Origin of the sequence: Paenibacillus sp. 32352 (assembly GCF_002042965.1) — a bacterium.
Taxonomy (GTDB): domain Bacteria; phylum Bacillota; class Bacilli; order Paenibacillales; family NBRC-103111; genus Paenibacillus_S; species Paenibacillus_S vulneris.
On the sequence record NZ_MZNT01000019.1, the window covers coordinates 55,524 to 77,147 of the forward strand.

Annotated in this window: 20 protein-coding genes; 11 read left to right on the forward strand and 9 right to left on the reverse strand. The window is 53.3% G+C overall.

What is annotated here, in order from left to right; genetic code table 11:
- Positions 1-212 precede the first annotated feature (212 nt).
- Both B1728_RS32175 and B1728_RS32180 read right to left on the reverse strand, forming a co-directional pair.
- On the reverse strand, positions 213-479 hold the full coding sequence (locus B1728_RS32175; protein ID WP_144028084.1) for a hypothetical protein: 267 nt from the start codon (positions 477-479) through the stop codon (positions 213-215).
- A 30-nt stretch (positions 480-509) separates the two neighbouring features.
- Complete coding sequence (locus B1728_RS32180) at positions 510-2,762, reverse strand: S-layer homology domain-containing protein (RefSeq protein ID WP_079914534.1); 2,253 nt, start codon at positions 2,760-2,762, stop codon at positions 510-512.
- A 267-nt stretch (positions 2,763-3,029) separates the two neighbouring features.
- Here B1728_RS32180 and B1728_RS32185 point away from each other — a divergent pair, with 267 nt between their 5' ends.
- The 3 genes from B1728_RS32185 (at position 3,030) to B1728_RS32195 (ending at position 5,168) form a co-directional block, all read left to right on the forward strand.
- Entirely contained in the window at positions 3,030-3,602 is a 573-nt protein-coding gene (locus B1728_RS32185) for a thymidine kinase (protein ID WP_079914535.1), read from the forward strand.
- Between the two features lie 147 nt (positions 3,603-3,749).
- Entirely contained in the window at positions 3,750-4,265 is a 516-nt protein-coding gene (locus B1728_RS32190; RefSeq protein WP_079914536.1) for a hypothetical protein, read from the forward strand.
- A 33-nt stretch (positions 4,266-4,298) separates the two neighbouring features.
- The gene (locus B1728_RS32195; RefSeq protein ID WP_079914537.1) at positions 4,299-5,168 is read left to right on the forward strand and encodes a polysaccharide deacetylase family protein; all 870 of its coding nucleotides are present in this window, start codon (positions 4,299-4,301) and stop codon (positions 5,166-5,168) included.
- Here the strand turns inward: B1728_RS32195 and B1728_RS32200 are convergent.
- Positions 5,165-7,174, reverse strand: a complete 2,010-nt coding sequence (locus B1728_RS32200) for an ABC transporter substrate-binding protein (protein ID WP_079914538.1) — start codon at positions 7,172-7,174, stop codon at positions 5,165-5,167. The genes B1728_RS32195 and B1728_RS32200 overlap by 4 nt on opposite strands.
- A gap of 136 nt (positions 7,175-7,310) precedes the next feature.
- On the opposite strand from B1728_RS32200, the gene B1728_RS32205 reads away from it, so the two are divergent.
- Both B1728_RS32205 and B1728_RS32210 read left to right on the forward strand, forming a co-directional pair.
- The gene (locus B1728_RS32205) at positions 7,311-8,612 is read left to right on the forward strand and encodes an MFS transporter (protein ID WP_079914539.1); all 1,302 of its coding nucleotides are present in this window, start codon (positions 7,311-7,313) and stop codon (positions 8,610-8,612) included.
- Between the two features lie 26 nt (positions 8,613-8,638).
- Entirely contained in the window at positions 8,639-9,103 is a 465-nt protein-coding gene (locus B1728_RS32210; protein WP_079914540.1) for a YdeI/OmpD-associated family protein, read from the forward strand.
- A 124-nt stretch (positions 9,104-9,227) separates the two neighbouring features.
- Here the strand turns inward: B1728_RS32210 and B1728_RS32215 are convergent, their stop codons facing one another.
- On the reverse strand, positions 9,228-9,569 hold the full coding sequence (locus B1728_RS32215; protein ID WP_079914613.1) for a metal-sensitive transcriptional regulator: 342 nt from the start codon (positions 9,567-9,569) through the stop codon (positions 9,228-9,230).
- Positions 9,570-9,835: 266 nt separating this feature from the next.
- Here B1728_RS32215 and B1728_RS32220 point away from each other — a divergent pair, with 266 nt between their 5' ends.
- Positions 9,836-11,842 (forward strand): bifunctional diguanylate cyclase/phosphodiesterase, encoded by a 2,007-nt coding sequence (locus B1728_RS32220; RefSeq protein WP_079914541.1) that lies wholly within the window; start codon positions 9,836-9,838, stop codon positions 11,840-11,842.
- Positions 11,843-12,487: 645 nt separating this feature from the next.
- Entirely contained in the window at positions 12,488-13,213 is a 726-nt protein-coding gene (locus tag B1728_RS32235; protein WP_079914544.1) for a YheC/YheD family protein, read from the forward strand.
- Between the two features lie 146 nt (positions 13,214-13,359).
- Here B1728_RS32235 and B1728_RS32240 read toward each other — a convergent pair whose 3' ends face one another.
- Positions 13,360-14,391, reverse strand: coding sequence for a Gfo/Idh/MocA family protein (locus tag B1728_RS32240; RefSeq protein ID WP_079914545.1), 1,032 nt, complete (start codon positions 14,389-14,391; stop codon positions 13,360-13,362).
- A 293-nt stretch (positions 14,392-14,684) separates the two neighbouring features.
- On the opposite strand from B1728_RS32240, the gene B1728_RS32245 reads away from it, so the two are divergent.
- Positions 14,685-16,322, forward strand: a complete 1,638-nt coding sequence (locus tag B1728_RS32245) for a hydroxysqualene dehydroxylase (protein ID WP_079914546.1) — start codon at positions 14,685-14,687, stop codon at positions 16,320-16,322.
- Positions 16,323-16,433: 111 nt separating this feature from the next.
- On the opposite strand, the gene B1728_RS32250 is transcribed toward B1728_RS32245, so the two are convergent.
- On the reverse strand, positions 16,434-16,958 hold the full coding sequence (locus B1728_RS32250) for a YfiT family bacillithiol transferase (RefSeq protein ID WP_079914547.1): 525 nt from the start codon (positions 16,956-16,958) through the stop codon (positions 16,434-16,436).
- A complete protein-coding gene (locus B1728_RS32255; protein WP_179136285.1) occupies positions 16,924-17,301 on the reverse strand; it encodes a hypothetical protein in 378 nt (125 codons plus the stop codon). The genes B1728_RS32250 and B1728_RS32255 overlap by 35 nt, the downstream gene beginning before the upstream one ends.
- Positions 17,302-17,543: 242 nt before the next feature.
- Between B1728_RS32255 and B1728_RS32260 the strand changes: the two genes are divergently transcribed.
- Positions 17,544-17,984 (forward strand): GNAT family N-acetyltransferase, encoded by a 441-nt coding sequence (locus tag B1728_RS32260; protein WP_079914549.1) that lies wholly within the window; start codon positions 17,544-17,546, stop codon positions 17,982-17,984.
- A 187-nt stretch (positions 17,985-18,171) separates the two neighbouring features.
- A complete protein-coding gene (locus B1728_RS32265; RefSeq protein WP_179136286.1) occupies positions 18,172-18,858 on the forward strand; it encodes a class I SAM-dependent methyltransferase in 687 nt (228 codons plus the stop codon).
- Positions 18,859-18,900: 42 nt separating this feature from the next.
- Here the strand turns inward: B1728_RS32265 and B1728_RS32270 are convergent, their stop codons facing one another.
- Both B1728_RS32270 and B1728_RS32275 read right to left on the reverse strand, forming a co-directional pair.
- Positions 18,901-19,869: a PfkB family carbohydrate kinase gene (locus B1728_RS32270; RefSeq protein WP_218672332.1), complete on the reverse strand. Its 969-nt coding sequence runs from the start codon at positions 19,867-19,869 to the stop codon at positions 18,901-18,903.
- Positions 19,870-20,147: 278 nt separating this feature from the next.
- On the reverse strand, positions 20,148-20,744 hold the full coding sequence (locus B1728_RS32275) for a PadR family transcriptional regulator (protein WP_079914551.1): 597 nt from the start codon (positions 20,742-20,744) through the stop codon (positions 20,148-20,150).
- A gap of 396 nt (positions 20,745-21,140) precedes the next feature.
- Between B1728_RS32275 and B1728_RS32280 the strand changes: the two genes are divergently transcribed.
- On the forward strand, positions 21,141-21,509 hold the full coding sequence (locus tag B1728_RS32280; RefSeq protein WP_079914552.1) for a DUF1904 family protein: 369 nt from the start codon (positions 21,141-21,143) through the stop codon (positions 21,507-21,509).
- Positions 21,510-21,624: the final 115 nt, after the last annotated feature.

The window sequence follows — 21,624 nt, forward strand, 5'->3', positions numbered from 1 at the left end:
GGAATGTTCGTGTTTCCCTACCGCATGGACTTGAAATCGAAATCATGCTTGCCTCGGCATCGAAAGGTACACCAATCCACTGCTCTTGATGCCTTATATTTCATCTATGAAAGGCTCTACCATAGGCGCGTTCATATTTTCACGACCAGGCAGACGGAACCAGCATCATCGCCACCCCGGCTTCATAGGGGGCTTTCCCTACCTCTTACCCCTCAGCGTTCGAACGGAGGGTCCGCACGGCTCGAATCCACTCCTCCGCCCTCCACTTCTATGCTATGCATAAAATAGCTTGTCATTGCCGTTCCCTGCTGCAGATGTCCCGAAAAAAAATACAGTCGGCTCTTGTACCTCATCCCGCATCCGTTCCCGGCATCCGCCAGATCCCTTCGCATCTGCGGGCAGGCGGCTCTGAGATATTCCTCCTGATGACCGGGGCTAATAAAAAAAGGGGGCCTGCTGTCGCAGACTCCCTCCTTCACGCCGCCTCTAACGGCAGCCGTGGATAATGATTAATTGGCAGGAACCGGTGTCAACCGGATCGTCGGTCTTACGGTCCCTTCCTCCTTCAGCTCATATGCCGAAGTCATAATACTGAGATAGCCGTCTTTGGAAGCCGTAAACACATAGCTGTCAGCCGGCAGATTGAAAAATGCGTAATTGCCGTACGAATCGGTTTCCGTCGAATACGTAGCCTGTCCTACGGCCGTTACCCGCACCCCGGCCAAAGAGGAGGAAGAGGAGCCGGTCACGTTACCGTAGATCACCGTATGGGCCATAGCCCTGTCGTACGTATAAGCGGACGGACGAATGTTTACATAGATCGGGGTATCTCCCGTAGCATATCCCGGCTTGGTGAATTGAAGCCTGTAATGCATCCAAGGCTTCAGGGTTGCCGAGTAGCTGCCGTTGTCATCCGTAATCAGCGTAGTAACCAGCTTCTCGCTCGTACTGCTCATCTGATAAACAGCAACGGTCACTCCCGATTGTTTCACGCCTGTTGCATAATCATAGACTACGCCGCTGATTGTGGTCGCTTTAGGAACCATAAACACAGTTACCGTTGTGTTCTCGCCGGATCTGATTTCAAACGGTGCCGATACGGCCTCCTCATAGCCTTCCGCCGTGACGCGTGCTACTCCCGTACCTTCCGGCAAGTCGAACAGCATGGCTCCGTCTACATTGCTTTCCTCGGTAAACGTTTGGCCGTTAACGGTAACGGTCACCATCGCTCCAAATACTCTCTGCTGGGTTCCCGACGTGTTGTCTCTTGCCCTTACAAACAGCGTATTATGAGCCAGCTCTACCGTATCAGCCTGAACCGTTTGACCCGCAGCTACGGTGATGTTAACTCTGCCGGCAGCTACATAGCCGTTTGCCTTATAGGACAGACTGTACGTCCCTGGCACAAGGCTTACGCTAAATTGTCCATTCCCATCGGTTGTCACGGATGTCACGGCGGTACCTGTTACGGCAGCTCCGCTGTAGACGGATACGGTCACGCCTGCAATGCCTTTATTGGCTGCATTGGATTGACTTAATGTGTAGTCATATACATAACCGCTTACGGTACCTCTTTGGGAATACGACGAGGAGCCGCTGCCCCGGGAGGAGCCTCCTCCGCCGCCGGCTGCGGTCGAAGCGGAAGCTCCCCCGCCGTCTACCTTGCCGGGCTGTTTCTCAAAGGTCGACCCTTTAGCCGCATCATTCAGCGTTACGCTATCCAGAGTACCCTGCCCTTTGACTTCAATAACATCATTGGCCGTCAGGTGATTGATCACGGTACCCGCAGCCGTTTCCAGTAGGGTTTTGCTCTGAACGGTTACCTCCTGTACCTTGGTGGTACCTTCCAGCACGACACGGATAGTACCGTTTTTCTTGTCAATAATGACTTTATTCAACACGGAATTCGCGATATGAACCGAGTTGGAGCCGCCACCGTTAATCGTTGTAGTACCTTTTACGGTAACGTTCGATAAATAAGCGTCTCCTTCCTTGATGCTGCTTGCCAGCAGGAGATCACCCTCGATGACCGTATTTTGCAATTTGATTCCCGATGCATCGATCACGACATTGCCGGCTTGAGTCGCCAAGCCTGTCTCGGGACCGTAAGTGCCTTCCTGGTTGTACACGACCTGGCTATTCGCAGCAGGCAGCGCCCGGTCCAGCATAACTACCGCTTCGGCACGCGTAATTTCTTTTTTAGGCTGGAACGAATGGTCGGCATATCCATCCACAATATGTTTTGCAACGGCTGCCTTTACAGCCCCTTGGCTCCAGGAGGAGATTTGGGCGTCGTCCTTGAAGCCTGCAGATGCATTCGCAGAAGAGTCCAGCTTGAGCAGACGGGAAATCATCACAACGGCTTCTTCGCGGTTAATTTTGTTCTCTGGACGGATCGTTTGATCCTCATAGCCTTCGATGTAGCCGGCGCCGACCGCCTTCATTACATCGTTATAGCTCCAATCTGCCGATTTTACATCTTTGAAGCTCGCACTGGCGGTTGTCTTCAAATCGAAGGATCGGTTTACCAATGCCATGAACTCGGCTCTAGTGATGGAGTGATCCGGCTTGAAGGAGCCGTCTTCATACCCTTGAATCCAATTTTGGGCTACCCAGCGCGTGATTTGCTTCTCGGCCCAATGCCCCTTGACGTCGGATGCGTTCTCCGCACCGAAGGCGACTCCGAAGGAGGAGATGAACAAGCATAGGGATAGCAGGAAGGCTGTTAATGTTCTGGCTGGTCTGGCTGATCTGTAACTCACAGTACGTTATTCCCCCATATGATCTTTTTTGGTCTTACCGGTTCCGGCCTTGCCAAGCCGTCTTTTCCTTACATTGGATAATTCCCCACTAGATATTCGGCATCAATCCTGCAAAAGTTTATAGTTTTTCTAAAAAAAGTTAATGAGTAAATATTTTTATGGACAACGATGGGAAAACAAGCCATTCCGCTTAAGACCTATACTCAACCTTCCCAACCTATGCTATGATAAAATGACATATTTCACCGAGAGGACTGTCTAACCAACGTGGCCAAATTATATTTTCGGTACGGCACCATGAACAGCGGCAAATCGATTGAGGTACTGCGAACCGCTCATAACTATGAAGAGCAAGGTAAGAAGGTTCTATTATTCACTCCGGCTGTTGATAACCGTTACGGTGTAGGTACGGTAGCTTCAAGGATCGGGATGCAGAAGAAAGCGATCATTATCGATGATCATATGGATATGGTAAGTCTGGCGGCAAAGGAAAAGCCGAATTGCATCATTATTGATGAAGCGCAATTTTTGCGTAAGGATCAGATTATGCAGCTGACGGAAATCGTGGATGATTTGAACATACCCGTTATCGCCTACGGTCTGAGAGCCGATTTTATGGGCCAATTGTTCGAGGGCAGCTATCAGCTGCTTGCTTTGGCGGATAAGATTGAGGAGATCAAAACCGTCTGCTGGTTCTGTGATAAAAAAGCCATTATGAACATGCGGTGTGAGGACGGACGCCCTGTATTTACCGGGGAACAGATTCAAATCGGGGGAAACGAAAGCTACTTGCCGGTATGCCGCAAATGCTACTCTGCCAAACGCAAGGCCCAGGGATAACTTATCAAGATGGAGCGAATCCGCTCCGTCTTCTTTTTTTATAGCCTGCGGGCCTGCCCCTAACGCCCAAAATCATGAATTTCGCCCGCACCATCCCCTTCCTTCGTTCATACCATACAATAACTCGAGGAATTGGCGGTGAGGGGGATGCTGAACAAGGAACTGTTGTACAAGCTGGCCATAGCGGTTTATTTAACCGTGTGGTTCGTAGGCAGCTTCTGGATGATGGCTGCGCTGCAAAGCGGTCTTTTAAACCATTCGCTGGGAATTGATTGGAAGCTTGTAGAGGAGTATGTATATTATGCCTTGGCGGGGGCCATAGGCGGGAGTCTCTATGCTTTGCGCCTGTTTCACGAATTTTACAATCAAATCTCCGAGCGCTGGCTGTTCTGGTACTTGCTGCGTCCGATCAAGTGCGCAGGGGCGGCCGTGATGACCATCATCTTGTTTCAAAGCGGCATTCTGCTGCTGCAGACGGGTGACTCCATGCTGGCCAAGATCGGTATCGCATTCCTGGTCGGGTTCGGGTACGGCAAGGTGATGGAGAAGCTGAAGGCTTTGGCCGAAACCTTATTCAACGGAAAAAACAACCCTTCCTCATCTCAAGGAAACCAGAATCCCCCTTCCGACGTATGGAATGAGGACGATGCGCCAAAGCATTAACGTACAATTATAAATGGAGGTTCAACTGCTGTAATGCGTTCATTATCATTCCTATGGAAGACGGGCTTAGCGATCGGGATTGCGTCGCTCTTGCTTCTCTTCAGCATCTACCAATGGGGTTCCTATTCCTATACCCAACAAGTCGCGGTTCTCGCTTACCATCACCTCAGTCATGACGAACAAAGCAATGTCACCATCACTCCGCAGCTGTTCCGGGAGCAGCTGTCCTTTTTGCGCCAAAAAGGCTATCATTTCATCACATTGGACCAATTCAAGCAGTTCATCGAAGGAGGGTCTGTGCCTAACAAAGCCGTTCTTGTAACCTTCGACGACGGATATGAGAGCTTCTATACATACGGCTATCCCATTTTGAAAGAGCTGGGCATTCCGGCAGTCAACTTCGTCGTAACGAAGGACCTGCATCATCCGAAAAGGCCGCACCTGCCTTCCTTATCCCAGGAAGAAATTCGAACTATGGCGCTGGAAACCAAAGACATCGACTTTCAATGCCATTCCCACGACATGCACGCCAAAATGAACGGAAGACCGCATCTGACCAGCCTGCTGCATAGGGAGGGAGCAGCGGAAACACCGGAGGAGTACCGGCAGCGGGTTCTGAAGGATACGAATGCTTGTATCAGAAATCTGTACGAGCTCCATTCCGAACCCGTAGATTCCTACGCGTATCCGTTCGGAATGTATCATCAGGAAGCGACGGATCTTATCCGACAGGCCGGTATTAAGTATGCCTTTACCGTGGCGAGCCATATGGCGATCCGGGCGGACGACCCGATGCAAATTCCCCGCATCAACGCAGGCAATCCAAGCATTACGCCGGAATCGCTTCACCAGACGATTATGCGCCGGGCCATTGCGCGCAAGCTGCCCGTTACCAGACTCTAACATCCGGCTTGTGCCGGAAACAGCAAGGTGGAGGCTTCTCCTTCCCCGCAGCTGTCGCGAAACCAGAGGTCCTTATAATCGACCCAACCATAAGCGCTTATTTTGACGCCCTGAAGCTGCACAGGAAACGATGCCGTCTGACGCCAACGGTACCATAAGATGACCGCCCGCTCGGCAAGGAGCTCCTCCTCAAGCCGGAGCAGCTGCCGAAGCCTTGCTTCCCTGGACGGCATGGCCGGAAGTCCGGACAAGCCGCTATCCAGCCTTTGCAGGCAGGCTTCGGACAAGCAGCTGCGCAGCGGGCTCTGGCCGCCGCCGAGTATCGACCACATGGCTCCCTCTGCATCCGCGTCCACCGGCTGCTCCAGCAGAAGCAGATCGGCTTCGGTCCGTACGGAAGGATCGGACAGCTCTTCATAAGGAACGAATCGAACCTTTAACGTAACGCCTATTCCGTCCAAAGTCTTCGCCAGCCACGCCGCATCCCTTTCATTCCCCGCTCCGGCATAGGTGAGGAGCAGCAGTGCACACCAATGGACACGATCTTGTTCCTCCTGCCCCTCCTTACGGCTGCGGCCCTGCAAATCGAGGGCACCCGTCAATGCCTTCTCCTTGTCGTCGAGAACCCCGTATGGGGAGAGCTTCTCCATCCAGCTAACCTTTCGTACAAATGCATCCGCCAGTTCCCCGCGGTTCCCCCCTAAGCCTTCGACAGCCGCCTGATTTCGAATGGCGTGGAATAGTGCATCTCGCAGCTCCGGCTGCTGCAGCGGGCCTCCCTTGGCCTGGTGCAGCAGGATATACTTGCAACCAAAATCATGCCGTTCTACGGTAGACCAGCTGCCTTCAGCGGACGATGGCCCGACGCCCCCGAAATGCCGAAAGTTCATCCCTCCCGACTCGAGGTCATTCTCACGTAAAGGACGAAGTCCGGAGCCCCCTCTCTGATCAAGCAAACGGCTTTGGGTTGAATCCTCGTCCCCGGATGCCTGCAGATCTGTGAGCTGCTTCCCCTCCCTGGCCTCGTAGATGTCAGGAAGAAACCACATCTCCACCCGATCGAGCTGGGATGGCCGAAGGAAATAATCCGGATTGGCATCCAGCACCAGGACGCTGTCATCCCTTCGGGTCAGCTTGAAAGGGCCCGTCCCGATGACCTGAACCGGCCACTCTGCTCCAAGCGGCCCCTGAACGATGGAAGACGCCGGGGAAGCCAGCAGCGACAACAGGTGATGGCAGCTCGATTGGCAGCGGATTTCTATTAAATACTCATGCGGCGCAGCTATGCGCTCTATCGGAGCATACAAACGGCTGTATGGAGAAGACCGTTCCTCTCCCCGCACAAGCCGTTCCAGCGACCGCTGCACATCCTCCGCCTTGCAGGCAGCCCCATTATGGAAGCGGACCTGCTTCTGCAAATAAAACCTCCAGCACCGCGCCTCCTCATCCCTTTCCCAATGATGGGCCAGGCCTGGGGCAAAGGTATCTCTATCCGGGTCGAAAACGACCAAGGTGTCGAACAGCTGCCGGATCAGGTGCAGCTCGGTACGGCGGGTCGCATAGATCGGATCGAGCATTCCCGGCTTCCGGTACGAGGGGAAGCGGAGCAAATGCTGCTGTTCTTCCCCTCCCTTATGGTTATGGAAGCCGAAGGACCGTCCGATGGCGTCATGCAGCCGCTCCCGCCCCTGCTCCGTGAGCAGCGGCGATTGAAGCAGCTTCACCGCCTCCTGCAATTGACCCGTGCCTATCCATGCTTCAGCCTGCTCCAGGAGCAACCGGTCTACATCGGCGAGAAATCGGACCCGGGAGCTGTGACCTCGGCCGTTTCCCGGCCGCCAGCCGATCCAGCCTCGGCCCAGCAACGCCTTGATAATCAGCTTGGCGTTCCGTTCCGTACAATGCAGGCAGGCTGCGATAGCGGGAACCGTAACGGCGGCTTCCTCCTGCGGATGCTCCGGCCTCCAGGCCCGGTATAGCTGTGCATAATGCTCAATCAGCTGCATGGGATAACACTCCTCCTCCCTTAGCCCCCAAAAAGGGGGAAATCTATTAAATAGAGATTACCCTTTTTATTCCCCTTTATCCAGGTACAATAAAAGCAAATCTTTGGATTCCTTCGGAAGGAGGCCCGGTCCTTATATGAATCCCTCCCAGCCTTCGGCCTACAACCGGTCTGACGTCCGCCGTACCATCGGTCCTGCGGCAGAGGGACGTCTTCAGGTACGCGTCATCGCCTGGATTACCGCCATCAGTCTGCTGGGCGACTCTATGCTGTACATCGTGCTTCCGGTCTATTGGCGGGAGTTCGGCCTCGACGCCCTGTGGCAGGTCGGAGTGCTGCTCTCCGTCAACCGTTTCGTGCGGCTGCCGTTGAATCCGCTGGTCGGCTGGTTGTACGGCCGAATCAGCAAACGGATGGGCGTCATGCTGGCCGTAATACTGGCTTTCCTGACAACCGCCGCTTACGGAGCCTTTTCCGGCTTCGTCGCTTTGCTCGCAGCGCGTGCCTTGTGGGGTGCGGCTTGGTCGCTCCTGCGCATCGGCGGCTACCTTACGGTGCTGGAGGCCGCCGACGACAGCAACCGTGGGCGCCTGCTCGGCAGCTACAACGGCATCATCGGCGTCGGCAGCCTCATCGGTATGCTGGCCGGCGGCGTTCTGGCCGATGCGCTTGGCGCGCGCATCGTGTCGCTTCTGCTGGCCGCCGCCATGCTGGCCGGCATCCCGCTGGCTTGGCGGCATGTACCCGGCGCGGCCGCCCAAGAGCGCCCCGGTGGCTCCCCCGCCGGGAAACAGCCTGCGGCTCGCCGGCCCTTCGCCGCCTTGACGGGAGGCGGCCGCTCCAGGCTCGTGCTCGCCACGGGGCTTGTGACGGCCGTCGTCTTCTTCGGCGTCTATGCCGGCACGATGAGCCCGGTCATCGAGGCTCATCTGCCCGACTCCGGCACGCTGCTGCTGTTCGGCGTTTCGTTCGGCGCCGCTTCGCTCGCAGGCGTCGCGCAGGCCGTCCGCTGGGCCTGGTCCCCGTTCCTGTCGCCGCGGATCGGAGCGTGGTCCGACGGCCCCCGCGGCCGGCTGCCTCTCTTTATCGGCAGCCTTGTCCTGGCGGTTGCGGCGCTTGCACTACTGCCGCACCCGCTGCCCTTCGCAGCATGGCTTGCGGTACTGCTGGCCGCCCAGCTGGCCAATACCGCCATCGTCACGCTGAACGACGCGCTGGCGGCCGACGGCGCGGCGGGCGAATCGCGTGTCGCCTATATGACGACCTATACGACGGTCGTCGATGTCGGGGCCGCGCTGGGCCCGCTGGCCGGCTACGCACTGATCGACTCGCTCGGGCTCGCCGGGGTGTACGGCCTGTGCGCGGCGCTGCTCCTGCTGCTTAGCTTGGCCTGGCTTATTGAAGCGCGAATGCGTTCCCGCCGCTCCCCCGTGGTATAATAAGACCAAAAAGGAGCGAGACGGTTATGCCCGCATTTACGGCCCGGCTGATCCGCCCCGAAGGAACCGGAACATGGACCTATTTGAACGTTCCCTTCGATGCGGAGAGCCTTTTTGGAACCAAAGCCCACATCAAAGTCAAAGGCACTGTCAACGGAATTCCGTATCGAAGTACGCTGATGCTTCATGGGGGCGGAACCCACTACATGGTGGTCAATCAAGCCATCCGCGAGGCCGCCGGCGTTCAAGCGGGCGATACCGTGGAAGTAACGATGGAGGAGGATATGGAGCCTCGCGCCGTCGATATTCCCGATGATCTCCAAACGGCATTGGAGGAGCACGTGGAGGCCGGACGCTTTTTCGCAAAGCTCCCTTATTCCGCCCAAAAGGTGTACGTCGATTGGATCGAAGCCGCCAAAAAGGCCGATACCCGTACCCGCCGCATACAAAAAGCCATCGCCCTGCTGGAGGAGGGCAAACGGCTGAAATGAATAGCCCTCGCTGCATGACAGGCCGGGACCGGCTTTGACGGTATATAAATATGAAAAAAGCCCGCAGCTGCCTGTACAGCGCGGGCTTCTCCCGTTGGTTATACACAAATGGACTGAATGACCGTTATTTCATCAGCTTACCTATCGTTTTGAGCAGCTCGTCGACGACTTCCTTATCCCCCTGCTCCAGACGCTCGACAACACAGGACCTCATATGCCCTTCGAGCAGCACCTTCCCTACGCTGTTCAGAGCGGATTGGATAGCGGCTATCTGATTGAGAACATCATCACAATAGGTGTCCTTCTCAATCATCCCCTTTACACCTCGAATCTGGCCTTCGATCCGGTTCAAGCGGGAGATCAAGTTATCTTTGACCTTATCCGAATGATGGCTTTTCCGGGTTCCGTCCACGGCGCAGCAGGCATCCTCTTCGTTCAAGGCATTGTGATTTATTACAGTTTCCATATCTTTGGCGCTCATCATCAGTCACTTCACTTTCTATAGCGGACGAGCTCACCGCTCCCGCCGTTTTTATATACTATACAATACCCCTCCCCGGTTTCAAACCCATTTCCCCCGGCTATGGCCCTAAGTCCGACAGAATGGGTACGGGGGGCTAGAGCTTTGAGAAAACTTCGGGCCGTTATGCAAACTTTCTCTTTAATATGCCCCGAGGATACACTATACTGAATCTATTATTTGACGATAATAGAAAAAAGTAGGTCTTAACCATGGAACATCTTCACGTTCATTATAACGGTTGGATTGTCTTGCTTTCCTTTGTCATTGCCTTGCTGGCTTCTTATTCCGCCCTCAATCTGGCAGGCAAAATCTCGCGTGCGCGGGGTAAAAGCAAGTACGTATGGCTGATGACCGGCTCCTGCGTCATGGGCTGCGGAATCTGGTCTATGCATTTTGTCGGCATGCTCGCCCTTCATACGGATCTCCAGATCCGCTACGATATTCCCATTACCCTATTATCCGCACTGGCCGGCATCCTGTCCTCCTTCATAGCGTTTCGGGTCACGATGGATACGCAGATAAACAAATGGAGGCTAGGAATCGGCGGCGTTGCGATGGGCGGTGGCATCGTAGTCATGCATTACTCGGGGATGGCCGCCATGCGCGCTTCTTTTACCATGTCATATGACCCTTACCTGTTTGCCGCCTCCGTCGCTGTGGCCCTAGCCGCCTCTTTCGCCGCCTTGTATTTATTCCGCCAATTTCGCCGTTCGCCGGACTTTAGCCGCTGGAAGCTGCTGTCCGCGGTGGTTATGGCCATTGCGGTATGCGGCATGCACTATACCGGCATGGCGGCCGTACTCATGGCGCCCGGCGAGTCTGCCATTTCGGCGGACATTGCCAGTGAGCCGTCCTTTTTTCTGGTGATCGGAGTTTCATTGGCTATGCTGCTTATTTTGGCCGTGTCCTGGGGAGCCATCTTCTTTGACCGCCACGTCTTGGAGCGTATGGCTTACAGCGATCCGCTGACCGGACTGGCGAACCGCCACGATCTGACGCGTTTTTTCGAGGAGCAGTTTCTTCCCGGAACGGAAGGAGCCGTCTTCTTCCTGGATCTGGACCGTTTCAAGACAATCAACGACACCCTCGGGCACGATATCGGAGATTTGCTCATTCGAGAAGTATCCCGCCGGCTGCAGCAATGTGCCGGAGATAACTGCAGCATCTTCAGGCTGGGTGGGGACGAGTTCCTCGTTGCCATCAAGGAAAACAGCCTCGAATCGGTGCAAGCTTTGGCGGAGCGACTGCTGAACGATATCAAGCAGCCATACTTCCTGGAGGAAAACGAGCTGTACGTCACAGCCAGCATCGGCATCAGCCTCTCTCCGATTCACGGGACCGACCGGACCGCGCTGTTGAAGGCGGCAGATACGGCCATGTATAATGCGAAAGCAGCCGGAAAGAACCGGTACCGGATCTTCGACGAGGAAATGGATCGTCATATGATCCGCAAGCTGGAGCTCGAGAAAGATTTGCGCAAGGCGCTTGCGCACCAGGAGTTCTTTGCCGTGTACCAGCCGAAATGCGACGCGAACAGCAACCGGATCGTCGGCATGGAGGCGCTGCTGCGATGGAACCACCCGCGCTTGGGGATCATATCTCCAAAGGAATTTATCCCCATTGCAGAAGATACGGGCTTGATCATTCCCATCACGCACTGGCTGCTGAAGGAAGTGTGCAGGCAGAATCGGTATTGGCAGGACCAGCAGCTTCTTCAGGTATGCGTATCCGTCAATATGTCCGTCCGAATTTTTGAAAGTCATGCACTGTACGATATGGTCGAGGAAGCTCTCGGGCAATCCGGACTGGAAGGCTCTTATTTGGAGCTGGAAATTACCGAATCGATCGCCATGCATGACGCAGAGGATACGAGAGAGCAGCTTCAGCGGCTTCGGCAGCTGGGTGTCCGCATCTCGCTGGATGATTTCGGAACGGGGTATTCCTCCCTTGGAAGCCTGGACGAAATGCCGGTCGATACGCTCAAGATCGATCAGAGCTTTGTCAGTAAAAGCCAAATTCTATCCAAGCAGGCGATCATCAGCAATATTATTGCGATCGCCAAAAATTTGAATTTGGAGGTCATTGCCGAAGGCGTCGAAACCGAAGAGCAGATTCAATTTCTTCAATCCCGGGGCTGCCATGTCATGCAGGGCTATTATTACGGTATGCCGATGAGGGCCGATGAAATCCGACTGCTTGTCAAGGAAACCGTATGAAACCCATGAATTGGATTAGAAATGAACTAGACTGCCGTCTGCCTTATTCCCTTAAGGTAGATCGGCTTATTTTATTTTTAAAGAACCCCTCCTCCCATAAAGTGAGGCCCTGACTTCGCTGTGGATTTAGATGCTTTTTCAGGGAATCCCAATCTAACTGTTTTATATCCCATGGATTCGGCTTATCCTTGCTTGCTTCCGTCATAAAAATGGATGAGTCGCCCCCGTGGTTTGACTCTATCAATCCCCTCCGTCGTGCAATAGTATGTAGGTATAAAAATGAAAGAGAGGTGAGATTTCCATGGGAATAAGAACCGATATTGTTATTCTTTTCTTTAACGATGTAGCAGCAGAGATAACTAATTTCCAAATCATAGGCAGCGCAGAACCATGCACGCCGTTAATTCAAGTAGGATTAAGGGTTTCTAACGCCAGAATTTGTCTGTTGAGAAATGGCTTTGTAATAGAGGAGAGAACGCCGAACTTGTTGCGTTTCGTAAGGATATCGTAATTATCGGGCCCATCGTCAAGGAGACTCACGGAATATAGTAATGATATAGCGCCGGATCATTTATAAGGAGGTTATCGCATGGTGGTTAGATGTGATAGCTGTATCTGGATGAGATATGAAGGCATGTGACTCCAATGTCGATCAAACGAGACAAATGGATGCAATATCGTATCTTGAACGATACGTCCTCGCTCGCCGCTCGTTTGCCTGAAACTCGGCTGCTGAACCCGAACGGGTTAGCAAAGCTGCTGCTTCAATATCAAAGCCTTGTTCTGAAGCCTCGTGATGGGAGATTCGGACGGGACATCCTGTTCATTACCCGTAACGGAACGAACTCCTATCATATTCATAACGAAAAGAAAACGGTCACCATGAAAGATACCGAGCAGCTGCTCAAATGGATCGGTAAAAAAACCAGGAGACGACGTGGCTATATTGTCCAACGACGCCTGCAGCTTGCTCAAATTCAACACAAGCCGTTCGACATCCGGATCATGGTGCAGCGAAGAAAAGGCACTTCGTCCACTTGGAAAGTGACGGGCTCATACGCGAAAGTAGCGGCACGGGGATATCTTATCACGAATGTCCCTAGTCACATCATTCCAGTTTCTGAGGCGCTGAAACTGGCCCGCATCGGGGATCGCGGCTTGATCTTCAAAATCAAACAGATCGCCCTGTTGGCTGCCGAACGGCTTGGGGAACGTTACCCTAAGCTTAGGCAAGTCGGGTTCGATATAGGCATCGATAGGAACCGACGAATTTGGATCATCGAAGGTAATTATTGGCCGGATTTGCTCCCTTTTCGGTCCTTGAAAGATTCATCGATGTATCGAAGGATACTATGGTATCAGAAACATTAAAGCAGCGAGCCAGTTTATGGTTCGCTGCTTTTGCGTACAAACTATTGCGAACCTGATTCATCCCGGCTCGCTCATCGCCTCTACTAACATCGTCGGTGACTGGAAGACTTGGTTCACATTAATGAGAACCAAGCCTTTTTCCCTTCTTACAAGGTAATATCAGCCAGATGAATTTTACGTCCTTCCTTTGCGCTCTGCAGAGCACCGTACACCATAGCCATGCTCTTGATGTTGTCCGCGCAGAACGTCTCCGGCTTGCGCCCTTCGACGAGTGCGGCAAACATTTCGTCAAGACATCCCTTATGACCGCTGCGCCCGCTCCAGTCCAGGTTCGCCTCCACACGGCGGAAGCGCCGCTTATCCGCCTGCTCCTCCGGCGGAAGGATGACTTCGGCGAACGGAGGAGTCGCTCCGTCCCAAATCGCCGTACCGCTGCTGCCGTTTACCCTCCATTCCGCTTCCCAGGACGTCGGGCTTCCCTCCGCGCACCAAGAGCCTCGGTAACAGAATACGCCTCCATCCGAATACTCGAAGATGCATACGGCCGCCGCATTGCCTGCATACCAGGAGCCGGCGGGATTGAATTCATGGCAGTAGACGGATACCGGGTCCTTGCCGGTGATCAGACGGGCCTGATCGAACGTATGGATTGCCATATCGAGCAAGAGCGGGCTATCCATCGCATCGCGGAAGCCTCCGAAATGCGGACCGAGGAAAAAGTCCGCATTGACGAAGCCTATCCGGCCGATTCCGGCGTTATCGATCAGATCGCGAAACGCCCGGATCTGCGGCAGATACCGGCGGTTCTGCATGACGGCATAGGTACGCCCCCGCTGCTCGGCTAGGGCAACCAGTCTCCGTGCCTCCTGCATGGAGGTCGTCATCGGCTTCTCTCCGAAGATATCGCAATCGAGCTCTAAGGCGGTGCTTGTTACCGCCGCATGGCTCTCCGGTATCGTGACATCGAATACGAGATTCGCTCCGGATTCAGAGATGGCTTGACTCACATCATCATAAATGCCGCAGCTTATGCCGTAACGCTCCGCCATAGCTTCCGCCGCTTCCTTGCGTATATCGACCATCGCTACGATCTGCGAATCCTCCCGCTCCAGCGCATATTCAATCCAGGCCTTGGACATGCCGCCGCATCCGATAACGGCAATGCGAAATCGTTTCATCTGGCTTCCCCCTTTAATGGTCATGAACCGTCTATTTGCATCATACCCGAACCTGACTCCCCTGTCTTTATTCGATTTGGCTCAATTCCTCTCCTTTATGGCTTATTTTCCCTCCTCCTCCCCCAGGGCTATGAGGTGCAAAAAACGACATCAATCGAGTCGCAGCTTCCATTTCGACACCTCTAGGCCATTAAGATCAATTTGTCGAAAAATAACGGTTTTCGTAGGGCCAAAGCCATGGTATAAATAGATTAGACCATTTTAGCAAATTATGACAGGAGTGGAAATGAGGAATGAAGAAAAAAGTCGTCGTCCTTGGGGGAGGCGTAGCTGGAATGAGCGCCGCCCACGAGCTGATCGAGCGCGGCTTTGATGTCGCTGTATATGAAATGAAAGGAATTCCAGGGGGCAAAGCCCGCTCCATGCCGGTGCCCGGCAGCGGGACGAATGGGCGTAAGGACTTGCCGGGCGAGCATGGCTTCCGTTTTTTTCCTAGATTCTACAAGCATATTATCGACACGATGGAGCGGATTCCCTATGGCAATAACAAGCGCGGAGTCGCCGATAATTTAGTTGAAGGAACACGACTCGGTCTAGCGCGAACAGATGACGTTCCTGTCGAATTCGTTACCGAATTTCCAACCTCCTTGTCCGACATAAAGTCATTGTTCAAATCATTGTTCGACAATCATCTGGGACTTACGGAGCAAGAGGTCGAGCATTATCTGAAGCGGATCTGGCAGGTTATGACAAGCTGCAATGAACGAAGGTCCGAGGAGTATCAGAACATTCCTTGGTGGTCCTTCATCCAGGCGGACCAGCAATCGGCCAATTTTCAACGGGTGTTCACCGGCATGACAAGGATTTTGGTAGCGGCCAAAGCCCGCGAGGCCAACACGGCCACCGTGGGTACGGTAGGAGCACAAATCATGCTGGATATGGTCATGCCCGGCGGCAGCGCAGATCGTCTGCTGAACGGACCGACGAACGAGGTATGGATCAATCCGTGGCTCGATTATTTACGCCAGTCTGGCGTCGACTACCATTTGAACGCGAAGGTGGAGCGAATCGATTGCAAGGATGGCGTCATCACCGGGGCGACCATAACCGAATTCGGGAATACATACGACGTTAAGGGCGACTACTATATAGCCGCATTTCCTGTCGAAGTCATGGCCCAGTTCCTGACTGACGAAATGCTGCGAGCCGACCCCACTTTGTCGAAAATCAAAGAATTGGCAAACGATGTCGATTGGATGAATGGAATCCAGTTTTACTTGAAAGAAGACGTACCCATTCTCCACGGGCATATGATTTATATGGATTCGCAGTGGGCACTGACCTCCGTTTCCCAGAAGCAGTTCTGGCCCCATACCGATTTGGAGCAATACGGTGACGGAGAGGTTCAGGGCATCATCTCGGTCGATATTTCCGATTGGGAAGCTCCCGGAGCTCTCTTCGGCAAAAGTGCCCGGCACTGCACACGCGATGAAATTATGCAGGAAGTATGGCATCAGCTTAAGGCCAGCCTGAACGTGGGCGGGCGTGCCGTGCTTGAGGACAGTATCATCCATTCCTGGTTTCTTGATGAAGACATCCAGCTGCCGAACCCTGACGGAGTTGCTGCGAATCTGGAGCCTCTCTTGATCAATAAAGTCTATACATGGGAAATGCGCCCGCAGGCTTATACGGCCATTCCGAATCTGTTTCTCGCTTCGGACTATGTAAAAACGAATACGGATCTTGCTACAATGGAAGGTGCCAACGAAGCGGCACGGCGTGCCGTCAACGCGCTGCTGGAAGCGTCCGGCTCCAAGGAAGACCGGTGCGAAGTTTGGGAGATGTATCAGTTCGGCGCTTTGATGCTTCAGCGCTGGCATGATGAGGCGCGATTCCGCAAGGGCCTGCCTTGGGACGGAGATATTTTTTAAACAGACAGACCGGGCATCGTATGTTCTAAGTGATCTCATAGCAATGAACCTGACAAACAGAGCTGAGCAGCCCTGTAGTCAGGTTCTTTTTTCCTCAAATTGAGGCTGTTCTCACCATTCTTTTCTTTTTCTGAGCTGCGTAATATGTGCCGTATGATGGCGCCCATGCCAGGCATAAGTCCCCAGATTCACATCCAGACGCACCACTCCCGAATCCGGATGGATGAAGGTCCTCTCCCACTGCTCGGAACTTAGAGAGCGAAGCAGCCGCCCCCAACGTGCATGAAGCTGATCAAGCAGAGCAAGGGAAAGCTCCAGCGGCGCTTCCCGGCTGTCCGCAAGCTCTGCCCAGGCCGCCTCGTCGTAAGGCTTGATGGTGGGCTGCTCTTCCGTCAGCGCCAGCTTAAAGCGAGTAAGGCTGTTCATATGACTGTCGGCCAAATGATGCACCACCTGGCGAACCGTCCAGCCGCCAGGCCGGTAAGGCTCATTCAGCTGCTCTTCCGTAAGCCCGTCCACGGCATCCCGCAGCTTCCGAGGCAGCTGCTCGATCTCCTCGATCCACAATTGACGCTGCTCCGGGGTAATCTCCCCATTCCATTCAAACCGCCCGACAGGAAAACGCAAAGCTTCCATAGGTATCCTCTCCTTTATCTTGGCTTATTCCGAATTCGGCCGAGCTTCCTTTAATCTCCGCCGCCTCCTCCACCATCCCCGCCGCTTCCGCTATCTCCGCCTCCGTCATGCGAACCGCTGTGGCTATCCCCATGATGGCTATGGTGACCATGATGTCCATGATGCCCATGATGCCCATGATGATGATGGTGGTGGTGATTCCGATGCTCCCCCTCAGAGCTATCTGAAAAGATGAAGCTGCTCGACATACTGGAATGATTATCGTCGCGCCGGTGCCGATTTCGTTGATTGGATGATGCTTTGGATCGATTGAATAATAGTAAGACGATAATGATGAGAACAACGATAACTACAATACCTATTTCCATCCTATCCGCTCCTTCCTCTTTCATGGATTGGGAAATATGGAATGATATTTCTCTATCATTTATTGTATCGAACCGAACCGTTTGTTGCAAAGAGAGTATACCAGCTCCGATTCGTCTCCTGGCTTGAGGCTGCATTTGACGTACCGCTTCCGTTCATGTCATGATGAGATTGATGTGTGTTCCCGTTAAGAAGCTAATTAAAGAAGGAGACCTTGCAATGAAACAGACCATTCATGTTACGACCCAAGAACAGCTAAACCAATGCCTTGACATAAGAAAAGAAGTGTTCGTCCGCGAGCAGAAGGTCGATGTAAGCTTGGAGATCGACGAATTCGATGAATCTCCGCAGGCCTGCTATCATATTCTGCTTCTGGAGGACGGCAAGCCGACGGCTACCGGCAGAATGCGCCCCTACACAGACGATATCATGAAGCTCCAGCGAATCGCCGTACGCCAATCTTCCCGCGGCACGGGTGCAGGCCGAGCTATCGTGCTTGGTCTGGAGGAAGAGGCCAAGCGGATCGGCTATGCTTATACCCTTCTAGATGCGCAGTGCCAAGCAGAGCCCTTTTACGCCAAGCTCGGTTATGTCACCATTTCGGAGGAAACCTTCCTTGATGCAGGCATTCCGCATGTTCGGATGAAAAAAACATTATAATTTGTCATGACAAGACAAAGAGCGCTTTGGCCCCTTCCCGTACGGGATCGAGCTAAAGCGCTCTTTTTGTTCATGGATGGATCTGGATCTGAGAACGAAACCAGCTATTTTGGATATTATTTGCAAATGAGGAAAATGGTACAATATAATTATGTCCAACTATTCTGGTATAGAAGGGAGCCTGCTCATGGCACAATATGACTCCTTTGCCGAACAATATCATCAGATGGTTCAAACCGGCGGACCCGAACCCGCCTACCGCTATATTATCCGCCAATTGGAGGCGCTAACAGATCTGAAGGGCCGCAGTCTGTGCGATATCGGATGCGGCCAAGGGGAGCTTAGCTCCAGGCTGGCCCAATTAGGCGCCTTGGTAACCGGTGTCGATTTGAGTGGAGCCCTTCTTACGTACGCCAAAGAAAAAAACGATCAGGTGAATTGGATACAAGACGATGCGATGGAGCTGCGCCGCCTTCCGGATGCTGCTTATGATTACGTCGTGTCCAGCGTCATGCTGATGGATGTTCCCGATCACCGCAAGGTGTTCCGGGCCTGCCACCGTATTTTGAAGCCGGAGGGCCTCATGATCTGGGTCATCATGCATCCATGCTTTCAGTCTCCGTTCAGCCATCCGTTAGGTGACGGTTCCCGCAAGGTAATGCAGTATGCGCCTCAATTTTGGAAGTCTGCCGGGACAGGAACTATCCGCTCCACGCTCGGAGCCTATCACCGGCCGCTTTCAGCCTATATCAACGATTTCATGTCGGCGGGCTTTTCGCTGCTGCGGGTAGATGAGCCGGAAAGGCCTGATACTTCGGTCGATCAGCTGCCCTCACTTTTCGCCGCCGTCGGCAAAAAGCTCTCCAATCCATGAGAAAAGGAGGCCTGCCCATTATGGACCGGCCTCTCTCTTATGTTACAGAGCCTCCACTTCCGCCAGCGTCGGCAGCGCAGGAATCGCTCCCCGACGGGTTGTCGTTACCGCCCCTACTTTGTTAGCGAACTTGAAAATTTCCGATACAGCGGCTTCATCAGAGAAGAAGTTCTCCAGACCTTCGGCCGTGTATCCGCCTTCCACGAGCTTATAGAGCATAGCGCCAACGAAGCTGTCACCGGCTCCTGTCGTATCTACCGCCTTCACCCGGATCCCTGGAACCAATGTCATCGCATGGCGGGTCACGACAAAGCAGCCTTCTTCGCCGCGCGTTACGACGACCGCTTTCGTTCCCATCATCAGTAGCTGCTGAACGGCTTCGGCCGGCTCCGTATTGAGCAGAAAGGCGGCCTCTTCCTCACTGACCTTAACAACATCCGCCAAGGCAATGTGGCGAAGCACCTCTTGCCGCATTGTTTCTTCATCAGGCCATAAGGCAGGACGCAGATTCGGATCGTAGGAAATGATCCCGCCGAACGCTTTGACCCTGCGGGCCGCCTCCAGTGTCGCTGTACGGCATGGCTCGCTGATCAAGGATACCGAGCCAAAATGATAGATGGCCGCGTCCTCCAGCCAACTATCGTTCAGCTCTGCAGCCTCCAGAAGCATGTCTGCCGCCGGTTCGCGGAAGAACAAAAAGTCCCTCTCTCCATCTTTGCGCAGCGACACGAATGCGAGTCCCGTTCTGGCCGCATCCGTCTCTACGAGCGCCGTTTCCACTCCCGCTTCCACAAGCGTGTTTCGCAGATAGCGCCCGAATGCATCATTGCCAACCTTGCCTATAAAACGGGAAGATCCGCCCAGCTTTGCTACCGCTGCGGCTACATTGGCGGGGGCCCCACCCGCAGCCCTCTGAAAAACCGGTACCTGCTCCAGAGGCTGGCCGTTTTCTTCCGGCACAAAATCAATCAAAAGCTCGCCCAAACAGACAATCATCGTACGATCGTTCATCCTTCTACCCTCACTTTAAATCACTAGATTAGCCATTGGCTTACACAATTTTTCATATATTAACCATAGCATAAAAACCGGACAAAGGCACGTTTAGCCCCATCGTATAGTAGGAACGGAGAACTATAATGGATGAAACACCTTATGATTTTTCTCCCACTGTTTTGAATACAAGGTCTCTATGTGAAGTGTGACTTTCGGGCTAAGACGCGCCTATTAGTAAAAAAAGATCCACCTTACGGGTTAGACGCATAAGGTCGATCTTTAGCCGGGCCGGTCTATGATCTTTTGCCGAGGTTTCCTTGCACTGAATCCGGATCAAGGCTGCCTTGCTCCCTTAGCAGCTGCAAAGCCCACTCGCACCATTCTATCTCCATCCTGGCGTTATCCAGGGCGCGCTTCAACAGAATATATCTCCCAAAGGAAGGTGAGCTAATAAGGCATCGGGTTCCTCCCTCTTCTTCCATTTGCTTATGTAACGTTTCGAGGAAGGCATTTAATTTTACGGATCTTTTGGTGAACGTCTGCAAACGCTCCTCAAACAGCTGCTCCGCCTTTTCAGGATCCGCGAGCCATACTCCATACAGCTTTAGAAGCAGCTCGTCCCGTTTCACCGGCTCCGAGGTCGGCTCCGGAATCCACTGCCGAAGCGCCGCAATCCCACTTTCCGTAATGGAATACACCTTTTTATCCGGCTTCTCCTTTTGCGGTACCGCAACGAATTGAACCAGTCCGTTCTGCTCCATTTTGGCCAGCAGCGGGTAGATTTGACTGTGCTTGGCTTGCCATACAGGCTGAATCTGCAGCATAAGCTCATAGCCTGTACATGGCCCTTGCGAAAGCAGGGCAAGCAGTCCGTAAGAAAGAGTATTCATGGCCCCTCCACGTGAATCGGTCCCTCGGTTGACAGATGAATGGAACCGTAGTACTATTTTCTCGTGCCTATTATATGTAAAAATGTACATATAATCAATAGAACGGCTCGTCTTACTGCGCACTAAAAATGTACAAGCTAACAGGGGATACCCTCGTAAAACGCATCATTGGCTTGGAAACCGATTCAGGTACTTTGCTGAGAGCCCCCAAATTTATCTATTCTAGTATTTGGAGAACACCTCTTGTGAGGTCTTTCGAAGATAAGCGACCTTAAAGTTGTGCTTTAGCAAACCTTGCTGCATAAGCAAGGTTTGTTTATCGCCCATTGTGGAATAATAGGGCCCTGCATCCGCATTGCGCCCCATATCTATTGTAATATAAGGGAGACATACACCATGCCTTATTTACGTTTTAAAGGTTTTCCCAGTGATTTTCTTAGATCGATAGCTCCTCAAGTTGTTGAGGATTTTGCCCAAATTGTCAGCATCGCCAAGGAAAAGGTAAAGATCGAATTGCTGCTGAGCGAGGCTATCACGCAGGTTTCGCTTAGCGTCGAGATCCTCATGTTTCCGCGAAAGCAGGAGGTACACGATGCCGTCGCCGCGAAGCTGAGCCGGCTGCTCAAGGATTTCGGCTATGAGCAGGTCCACCTCTTTTTCGTGATTCTGAATCCCATGCTTTATTATAAGAACGGAGAGCCTCTCGTTTCGGCCGGACAGACTTACGGCCCTTCTGAAGGCGCCACAGTCCCGGGGCTCGGGTAGCGGGCTCCATTCCAAATCGAAAGCATCCACGTCGAACGTACGCGGATGCTTTTTTGCTGCATCATGAAAAACCCCCATCTGGGCTCATTGGCCGCATGGAGGTTCCCCTTCCTCT

What these genes read in the sequence shown, in the direction of transcription:
- B1728_RS32195 (WP_079914537.1), top strand. Translation starts at nt 4,299, where the DNA reads ATGCGTTCATTATCATTCCTATGGAAGACGGGCTTAGCGATCGGGATT.
- B1728_RS32200 (WP_079914538.1), bottom strand. Translation starts at nt 7,174, where the DNA reads ATGCAGCTGATTGAGCATTATGCACAGCTATACCGGGCCTGGAGGCCG.
- B1728_RS32205 (WP_079914539.1), top strand. Translation starts at nt 7,311, where the DNA reads ATGAATCCCTCCCAGCCTTCGGCCTACAACCGGTCTGACGTCCGCCGT.
- B1728_RS32235 (WP_079914544.1), top strand. Translation starts at nt 12,488, where the DNA reads ATGTCGATCAAACGAGACAAATGGATGCAATATCGTATCTTGAACGAT.
- B1728_RS32250 (WP_079914547.1), bottom strand. Translation starts at nt 16,958, where the DNA reads ATGGAAGCTTTGCGTTTTCCTGTCGGGCGGTTTGAATGGAATGGGGAG.
- B1728_RS32245 (WP_079914546.1), top strand. Translation starts at nt 14,685, where the DNA reads ATGAAGAAAAAAGTCGTCGTCCTTGGGGGAGGCGTAGCTGGAATGAGC.
- B1728_RS32190 (WP_079914536.1), top strand. Translation starts at nt 3,750, where the DNA reads ATGCTGAACAAGGAACTGTTGTACAAGCTGGCCATAGCGGTTTATTTA.
- B1728_RS32275 (WP_079914551.1), bottom strand. Translation starts at nt 20,744, where the DNA reads ATGAATACTCTTTCTTACGGACTGCTTGCCCTGCTTTCGCAAGGGCCA.
- B1728_RS32280 (WP_079914552.1), top strand. Translation starts at nt 21,141, where the DNA reads ATGCCTTATTTACGTTTTAAAGGTTTTCCCAGTGATTTTCTTAGATCG.
- B1728_RS32215 (WP_079914613.1), bottom strand. Translation starts at nt 9,569, where the DNA reads ATGGAAACTGTAATAAATCACAATGCCTTGAACGAAGAGGATGCCTGC.
- B1728_RS32270 (WP_218672332.1), bottom strand. Translation starts at nt 19,869, where the DNA reads ATGAACGATCGTACGATGATTGTCTGTTTGGGCGAGCTTTTGATTGAT.
- B1728_RS32240 (WP_079914545.1), bottom strand. Translation starts at nt 14,391, where the DNA reads ATGAAACGATTTCGCATTGCCGTTATCGGATGCGGCGGCATGTCCAAG.
- B1728_RS32210 (WP_079914540.1), top strand. Translation starts at nt 8,639, where the DNA reads ATGCCCGCATTTACGGCCCGGCTGATCCGCCCCGAAGGAACCGGAACA.
- B1728_RS32260 (WP_079914549.1), top strand. Translation starts at nt 17,544, where the DNA reads ATGAAACAGACCATTCATGTTACGACCCAAGAACAGCTAAACCAATGC.
- B1728_RS32265 (WP_179136286.1), top strand. Translation starts at nt 18,172, where the DNA reads ATGGCACAATATGACTCCTTTGCCGAACAATATCATCAGATGGTTCAA.
- B1728_RS32220 (WP_079914541.1), top strand. Translation starts at nt 9,836, where the DNA reads ATGGAACATCTTCACGTTCATTATAACGGTTGGATTGTCTTGCTTTCC.